Source organism: Bradyrhizobium sp. (genome assembly GCF_016462955.1).
Lineage (GTDB): Bacteria > Pseudomonadota > Alphaproteobacteria > Rhizobiales > Xanthobacteraceae > Bradyrhizobium.
Genome location: NZ_JAEMSD010000350.1, coordinates 1 through 7,315 on the forward strand (window position 1 = coordinate 1; position 7,315 = coordinate 7,315).

A 7,315-nucleotide genomic window follows, 5' to 3' on the forward strand; every position below is an offset into this window, starting at 1 on the left:
AACGCTTTTGATAGACGTTATCAACGCTTTGCCGAGCTTGTTGCCGCTGCCGAGATCGGCATAGCCGTCTTGGATGTGCAAGTCGGAATGGCAGAGGCCGCAGCGCTCGATGCGCACCAGGACCTCACGGCCTTGCGGCTTGGGCGTGTCCACGATGGTCTCGCAAAGCGGCGCATCGAACTTGACCAGGGACTGCCGACGCATCAACGCCATATTCCTTCCTCCGAAATTCTGATTGTCACGTTTCGCTGCGTATATCGGCCAATTCACGTGCCATGGCAACAAAGCCGGCGATGGGGATGGTTTCGGCGCGTCGCGTCGCGTCGACGCCCGCGGCGCTCGCAAGCCGCGCGGGATCGACGCCGAGCGACTTCAGGCTTTGCCGCAGCATCTTGCGGCGCTGGCCGAAGGCCGCGGCTGCGACCTGCTCGAGCAGCTTGCGATCGCTATGCAGCGGCTCCGCCCGCGGCACGAGACGCACGACCGAGGAGGTGACCTTTGGCGGCGGCACGAAGGCAGAGGGCGCGATGTCGAACAGGATCTTGGTCTCGCAGCGCCAATTGGCGAGCACGCCGAGCCGGCCATAGGCCTCCTCGTCCTCCCGCGCCACGATGCGCTCGCCGACCTCGCGCTGGAACATCAAGACCATCATCTCGTACCAGGGCGGCCAGGGCTCGATGGTGAGCCAGTTGATGAGAAGCTGGGTCGCAATGTTGTAGGGCAGGTTGGCGACGATCTTCGCGCGCTCGCCCGAGAGCAGCGGGCGCGGGTCGAAGCTCATGGCATCGCCGTGCACGATCTCGAGCCTGCCGGGGTAGCGTGCGGGAATATCCTGCAAGGCCGGGATCGCGCGCTCGTCGTGCTCGATGGCGATGACGCGGCGGGCGCCGAGCGCGAGCAGCGCCCGCGTCAGCCCGCCCGGGCCGGGGCCGATCTCGACGATGGTGGCCTCGTCCAGCGGTGCCGCGGCCCGCGCTATGCGCGCGGTGAGGTTGAGGTCGAGCAGAAAGTTCTGGCCGAGCGATTTCCTGGCCGACAGCGCGTGGCGGCGGATGACCTCGCGCAGCGGCGGGAGGTCGTCGATCGCGCTCATCAGCTTCGGGACGCGGCCATGCGGCTCGCGAGCTTGAGCGCGGCGATCAGGCTCGCCGGATTGGCCTTGCCCGTCCCGGCGATGTCGAAGGCGGTGCCGTGATCGGGCGAGGTGCGGATGTAGGGCAGGCCGAGCGTGACGTTGACGGCATCGTCGAAGGCGACCGTCTTGATCGGGATCAGCGCCTGGTCGTGATACATGCAGACGGCGCAGTCGTAGGTCTTTCGCGCGGCGGCGTGGAACATGGTGTCGGCGGGCAGCGGCCCCCTGGCTTCGATGCCGTCGCCGCGCAGCACCTTCAGCGCCGGAGCGATGATGGTCTGCTCCTCGTGACCGAGCGAGCCGTCCTCGCCGGCATGCGGATTGAGGCCTGAGACCGCAATGCGCGGCCTGGCGATGCCGAAGCGGGATGTCAGCTCGGTGGCGACGATGCGGACGGTCGAGACGATCAGCTCGCTGCTGAGCTCTGCCAGCGCATCGCGCAGCGAGACGTGGATTGTCACGGGCACCACGGCGAGCTGCGGCGACCACAGCATCATCACCGGCTGCGGCACGCGGCCGTTCTCCGCGGCGAGCTCGGCGAGGAACTCGGTGTGGCCGGGATGGCGGAAGCCGGCGCGGTAGAGCACGCTCTTGGCGATCGGGTTGGTGACGACGGCGCCGGCGCGTCCTTCGCGGACATCCGTCACCGCCTGCCGGATCGAGGCGAGCGCGGCCGGCGCGCTGGATGCGTCGGGCTTGCCGGGGTCGGCGCTCGCGCGCTCGCCGGTCGCGACCACGGGCAGGGCATCAGCGAAGGCCGCAGCAGCCTCGCCGGGGCTCACAGCGGCGATCCTGACGTCGGCGCCGAGCGCCTTGGCGCGGCGCGCGATCAGCGCCTCCTCGCCGCGCAGGTAGAAGGCGGGCAGGTTCAGCTCGCCCCGCTTGAGCCAGGCTGCGATCGTGATGTCGGGCCCGATGCCGGCGGGCTCTCCCAGGGTCAGGGCAAGAGGCTTTGCCAGGCGCTCTGAAGAAGGCTCGGCCATCAGCGGTTGCGATATTCGATCATCGCCGCCTTGCGGAGCTCATCGAGATAGGCCTTCTGGGTCTTCTCGTACTTCTCCTGATACATCTTCTCGCGCACCTCGCGCTTCTTGGGCGTGTCGATCATGGTCGGCTTGCGCGAGCACAACACCACCATCTCGATCCCGTTCTTGGTGACCTCGGGCGCGGTCAGGCGGCCGATCGGCGTGTCGTCGAGCAATTTGCGCAGCGCCTCGGGCAGTTCCGCAGTGGTCTTGGTGACGGTGTCGCGGATGGTGGCGTTCGGCGTCGAGCGGAACAGCGAGTTGGCTTCCTCGCAGCTTGCCACGCGCGCGCGATAGGACTCGGCTTCCTTCTTGCGTGTCTCGAGGAATGCCGCCGAGGAGCCGCGCGGCACGATCAGCACGATCGGCTGCATCTTGTATTCGGTGCCCTCGATCTGGAGCTTGTCGCCGGTCTGGGCCTGCACGGCCTGGGCGACGTCGCGCTCGCCGACCTGGAGGCGCTCCTTGTAGCGGCCGCGGACGAGGCTGGTCCAGACCATCTCGGCCTTCATGCGGCCCTTCAGCGTCTCCGGGCGGACGCCCTTGGATTCGAGCGACTTGGTCAGCTGCTCCGGGGTGATGCGCATGCGCTGCGCCATGCCCTCATAGGACTGGTTGACGTCGGAGACGCCGGGATCGACCCCGAATTTCTTGCCTTCCTTGAGCTTCACCTTGTCGTCGATCAGCTCGTTGATGACCTCTTGCCGGCTCGGGGTCTTCTGCGTCGTCAGCTGGTCGAGCTTGGAGCGCTGCTCGATATCGAAATCGGTGATCGGGTCGCCATTGACCATGACGACGACGTTCTGCGCGCGCGAGGGCGAGGGCAGGGCGGTCAGCATCACCGCGGCACAGAGGGCGACAAGGAGGCGGAAGGCGGGCAATGGCATCGTCATGATTTTCGCTCGCAGGTCAGCCGCGTCGAGCCTGTGTCGGGGGCACGCGCGGCCGTTACTTCAAACCAGTCTTTTACTGGAGCCCGGTGGGACCGCTGGTCGTCGACGTCGTCGCCAGCGTGCGGAGGCCGATCTGGAACATGACCGCGTGGCTCAGTACGGGCGGCGCGGTGCCCGCGGAATAGCTATACGAAGTTACATAGTTCGCCGCCAGCACGAAGCAATCGTCGACATAGCCGGCCCCGAGCACATATTGGTTGATCTTGTTGGCCTCGAGGTCCCAGCGCGCCGAGCCTGACACCACCCAGTTGTTCGCGACCTTCAGCGAGCCCGTGGTCAGGATGCCCTCGCGGCGGGTCAGATAGCCGAGTTCCGGCTGCGCCGCGTAATTGCCGTACAACACGCTGACCGACCAGCGATTGAAGTTGGCGCGGCCTTCGGCCTCGAAGCGCTGCACGTTCCAGGTCTGCTCGTCCATGCGGGAGCGGACGCTGAACGTGTAGGTGCTGTTGGGCGAGTAGCTGGCGCTCGTGACGTAATCGGACCGCGGCTTGTCGAGGCCGGAATTGATGCCGGTGTTGATGCTGTCCTGGACCGCGAAGGAGTTCAGGCCGAAGAGATGATAGGACTGGCCGAACAGCACCTTGACGGCGCCGCCCCTGTCGAACTGCGTGGTCGACTGCACGCCGACATTGGCGCGGCCGCCGCCCTCGACGCGGTCGTAGCCGGAGAACTTGTCGACGCTGAACAGGTTCGAGGCGTCGAACACCATGCTCTGGGCGTCTTCGTTCGGCAGTTTGCCGGCATAGGTCTCGTTCGGCCGGATGATGATCTGCGCGATCGGCTCGAGCGTGGTCGAGCCCCAGGGCTGAATGTTGATGAAGGGATAGCGGTATTCCAGGCCCACGGTCGGCATCAGGCGGAAGGCCTGGGTATCGCCGACCGGCAGGTAGTTCGACACGCCGGGCTGGTTGGAGACCGAGGAGTTGATCGCATCGGCGCGGAGGCTCGCGAATGGCGTCCAGATCTGGCCGAGCGGATCGGTGAAGGATTTGCGCCATTGCGCTTCCGCGGTGAGGCGGGTGTAGGTGCCGGGGAAGCCGCGCAGCAGGCACTGCGACGGCATCCGGGCCAGCGGATCGGCCGACGCCGTGGTGCAGAGGCTGTTGGTGTTGGCGAGCGTCGTGATCGGATCGAACACCGCCTCATCGCGCGACAGGTTCACGAAATTGGTCTTGTAGCTGAACTCGCCGCTGAAGACGGGATAGTTGAGCACGTTGGAGTAGTCGATCACCGGATAGACGATCGGCACCTGGCTCTGGTTGCCCGAATAGCTCAGCCAGTACATCGTGCGCGCATCGAAGAAGCTGCGGTTGCCGACGCCGGTCAGATAGAGCTGCGAGAGCGCTTCCGTCGGCAGCAGCAGGAACGAGCTGAGCGGGTCGCGGTACTGGTAGAGCCGGTAGTCCGAGAAGAAATAGTAGTCGGACATCAGGACGCCGTCCCAGCCCCACACCCATTTGTCGTTCAGCGCGAACTGACCCTTGGTGTCGACGGCGCCGCGGAACTCGCGGTCGCCGGGCTGGCCGGAGAACGCCCCGGGATCGAGCTGGTTGATGCCGTAGGCGCGGATCTGGTAGGCGCCGTCGATCAGGCGCTGGCGGAATTCGCCCTGCAGCAGCACGCCTTGCCGCGACAGGAAGCGCGGGGTGAAGGTTGCGTCCATGTCGGGCGCGATCGCCCAATAATAGGGAACCTCGACGCCATAGCCCGTGTTGTCCGTGCCGGAGATGTAACCGGGCATCAGGAAGCCGGACTTGCGCTTCACGGTCGGGTCGGGCGTCGAGAAATAGGGCATGTAGGCGAGCGGCACGCCGAAGAATTCGAGTTGCGCCGTCTCGAAATACAGCATCTTCTCCTGCTGGTCGTGGATGATGCGCGCACCCTTGACCTGCCACAGCGGCGGCTTCTTCGGATCGTCCTTACACGGTGCGCAGGCCGTGTAGACGCCGTTCTCGAACACCGTGTAATTGCCGCTGGAGCGGTCGGCGCGGCTCGCGGCCATGCGGGTCTGGTCGGCCGTGTCCACGCGCAGCGAATCGACGAAACCGTCGCGGTAGTCGTCGGAGAGATCCAGGATCTCGGCATAGGTGATCTTGCCGTCGGCATCCGTCATGCGGATGTTGCCCTCGGCATGGAGCCGCTTGCTCTTCTGGTCGTAGATGACCCTGTCGGCCTCGACGCTTGTGCCGTTGTAGAACAGCTGGACGTTGCCGACCGCCGAGACGCGCGAATTGTTGTAGTCGTAATTCACCTCGGTCGCCTGGACCAGCATCTGGTTGTCGTTGGGGACCCTGGGCGGCTTCGGACGCGGCGGCAGCGGATTGTAGGTGAAGCCCTGGGCTTGGGCCGGCGCCACGGCGGCAGCGTCGATCAGGCCGCCGAGCGAGGCAGCCGCGACGGCGGCGATCAGGAGCTTGCGGACGGACAAGCCGCACCCGTTCGCGCGCACCACCATGCGCCGCGTCAAACGAGACACGAGCCCTCGGCGGACGGCAGTCACTATCCGTCCTCCTGATAGAGCAAGGCCAAAAAGCCGGTGAGGCCGCCCACCACGACGGGCAACCACGCCGCAGCGATCGGATGCATCAACTCAGCCTTGCTCAAGTCTTCAGTCACTTTCGACAGAACGTAGAGCAGAAAGCCTGCGCCCACGCCACTCAAAACCATCTTCTGCACGCCGCCCATCCGGAAGAAGCGCAGCGATACGGAAGCCGCCAACATCACCATCGCCGCCAGCAAAAACGGCTGCGCCAGAAGCTTCTGATACTGGAGTCGGTATCCGGCTGTCGCGAAGCCCGAGCTCTCGGAGGAGCGGATGTAGCTCGGTAGTTGCCAAAAGGACACAGTCTCGGGAGTGGAAAAGCTGTTGCGGACCTGCGCCTCTGTCAGCGTGGTCGGGATCTCCAGGCTGGGCTGGTCGATTGGCGGCGCGTCGAGCGAGAAGCGGCGGACACCCCTGAACACCCAGCGGCCGGACTCCAGCGTCGCCTCGCGCGCCTCGACCCGCTCCTTGAAGTGCTGGCCCGGATCGAACCGGAACAGCGTGAGCCCGGTCAGTCGGATGCCCTGCTGCTCGCTGCGCGCGGCATTGATGATGGTCTGGCCGTCGCTGGTCACCTGATTGAGCCAGAAGCCGGAGGCGTCCTGGATGCCGCCGCCGGGCGCCGATCCGAACAGCTCGGCTTCCATGCGCTTGGACAGTTCGCGCAAATTGGCCGACATCGGATTGTAGGCGACGGTGGCGATCACCCCGATCAAGAGCGCGCTGCCGAGCGCCGGCGCGATGAACTGCCAGGCCGAGATGCCTGCGGCACGCGCCACCACCAGCTCGAGCCGGCGGGAGAGGGCGAGATAGCAGGTCATGGCGCCGATCAGCATGCAGAAAGGCGTCAACTTCTCCAGCAACTGCGGCACCCGGAACAGCGAGGTCTCGGCGACCATGAGAGCGGACGCGGAGGCGAGCCCCGAGGTCTTGCGCACCATCTCGATGTAGTCGACCAGCACCAGCAGCAGGAAAATGCCGCCGAACACGCCGAGCGCCGCGACCACGAAGCGGCCGGCGAAATAGCGTCCGAGTGTGTTGGTGAGCATGCTCATGCGACCGCCGGACGTCCGAACAGCCGCGCGATCCGTGCGTTCGATCTGTTGATCGCCTCCATCAGGCCGGCGGGCGGTTCGACCACCACGCCGCCGACGATCATGGCGAGGCCGATGCCGATCGCGCCCGTGACCAGCGCGTACTGGACCAGCACGGCGGCGGGCGATTTCACCGCCATCACCGAACAGGCGAAGCCGGCCATGCGCAGGCCGAACACCGCGACGATCGAGGAGCCGATCGAGAAGTTCCGGCTCTGGCGCGTGGTGCGCGGTGCGCCGAGGAACGCGAAGGTCAGCACCGCGAAGGCGAAGGGATAGATCGGCGCCAGGATGCTGTCGTGCAGCGCCGCGCGGAACTGGCCGGGGATCTGCTTGTAGACGGGATCGTCATCGGAGGGCGAGAACAGCTCCCACAGATAGCGCTCGCGGATGCCGAGAGTGACGTCGCGGCCCTGGCCCGAGAATTTCGACATGTCGAAGCCGTAGCGGCCGAAGGCCACCAGCGCCGGATCGCGCTTGCCGGCTTCGAAGCGTTGCAGATTGCCGGTTTCCAGCACCAGGAACGAGCCGGTCTCGTTCTTCACGATCTCGCCGTGCTCGGC

At 65.9% G+C, this 7,315-nt stretch carries 7 protein-coding genes; all 7 read right to left on the reverse strand.

Annotation, left to right across the window (positions count from 1 at the left end; translation table 11 throughout):
- Window positions 1-213 (reverse strand): alcohol dehydrogenase catalytic domain-containing protein (locus JHD07_RS27705; RefSeq protein ID WP_291627835.1); only part of this gene is annotated, 213 nt, incomplete at its 3' end.
- A gap of 25 nt (window positions 214-238) precedes the next feature.
- On the reverse strand, window positions 239-1,093 hold the full coding sequence (gene rsmA, locus JHD07_RS27710) for a 16S rRNA (adenine(1518)-N(6)/adenine(1519)-N(6))-dimethyltransferase RsmA (RefSeq protein WP_291627837.1): 855 nt from the start codon (window positions 1,091-1,093) through the stop codon (window positions 239-241).
- Window positions 1,093-2,118, reverse strand: a complete 1,026-nt coding sequence (gene pdxA / locus JHD07_RS27715) for a 4-hydroxythreonine-4-phosphate dehydrogenase PdxA (protein ID WP_291627839.1) — start codon at window positions 2,116-2,118, stop codon at window positions 1,093-1,095. The genes rsmA and pdxA overlap by 1 nt, the downstream gene beginning before the upstream one ends.
- Window positions 2,118-3,053, reverse strand: a complete 936-nt coding sequence (locus tag JHD07_RS27720) for a peptidylprolyl isomerase (protein WP_291627841.1) — start codon at window positions 3,051-3,053, stop codon at window positions 2,118-2,120. The genes pdxA and JHD07_RS27720 overlap by 1 nt, the downstream gene beginning before the upstream one ends.
- A 73-nt stretch (window positions 3,054-3,126) precedes the next feature.
- Window positions 3,127-5,571, reverse strand: a complete 2,445-nt coding sequence (locus tag JHD07_RS27725; RefSeq protein WP_291627847.1) for an LPS-assembly protein LptD — start codon at window positions 5,569-5,571, stop codon at window positions 3,127-3,129.
- Between the two features lie 44 nt (window positions 5,572-5,615).
- Window positions 5,616-6,713 carry an LPS export ABC transporter permease LptG gene (gene lptG / locus JHD07_RS27730; protein ID WP_291627843.1) on the reverse strand — a complete coding sequence of 366 codons (1,098 nt, stop codon included), beginning with the start codon at window positions 6,711-6,713 and terminating at the stop codon, window positions 5,616-5,618.
- The coding region (locus JHD07_RS27735) for an LptF/LptG family permease (protein WP_291627845.1) at window positions 6,710-7,315 on the reverse strand (606 nt) is incomplete at its 5' end. The genes JHD07_RS27735 and lptG, both read right to left, overlap by 4 nt.

Excerpts from the sequence above, each read along its gene's own strand:
- rsmA (WP_291627837.1), bottom strand. The coding sequence starts at position 1,093 with ATGAGCGCGATCGACGACCTCCCGCCGCTGCGCGAGGTCATCCGCCGC.
- pdxA (WP_291627839.1), bottom strand. The coding sequence starts at position 2,118 with ATGGCCGAGCCTTCTTCAGAGCGCCTGGCAAAGCCTCTTGCCCTGACC.
- JHD07_RS27720 (WP_291627841.1), bottom strand. The coding sequence starts at position 3,053 with ATGACGATGCCATTGCCCGCCTTCCGCCTCCTTGTCGCCCTCTGTGCC.
- JHD07_RS27725 (WP_291627847.1), bottom strand. The coding sequence starts at position 5,571 with ATGGTGGTGCGCGCGAACGGGTGCGGCTTGTCCGTCCGCAAGCTCCTG.
- lptG (WP_291627843.1), bottom strand. The coding sequence starts at position 6,713 with ATGAGCATGCTCACCAACACACTCGGACGCTATTTCGCCGGCCGCTTC.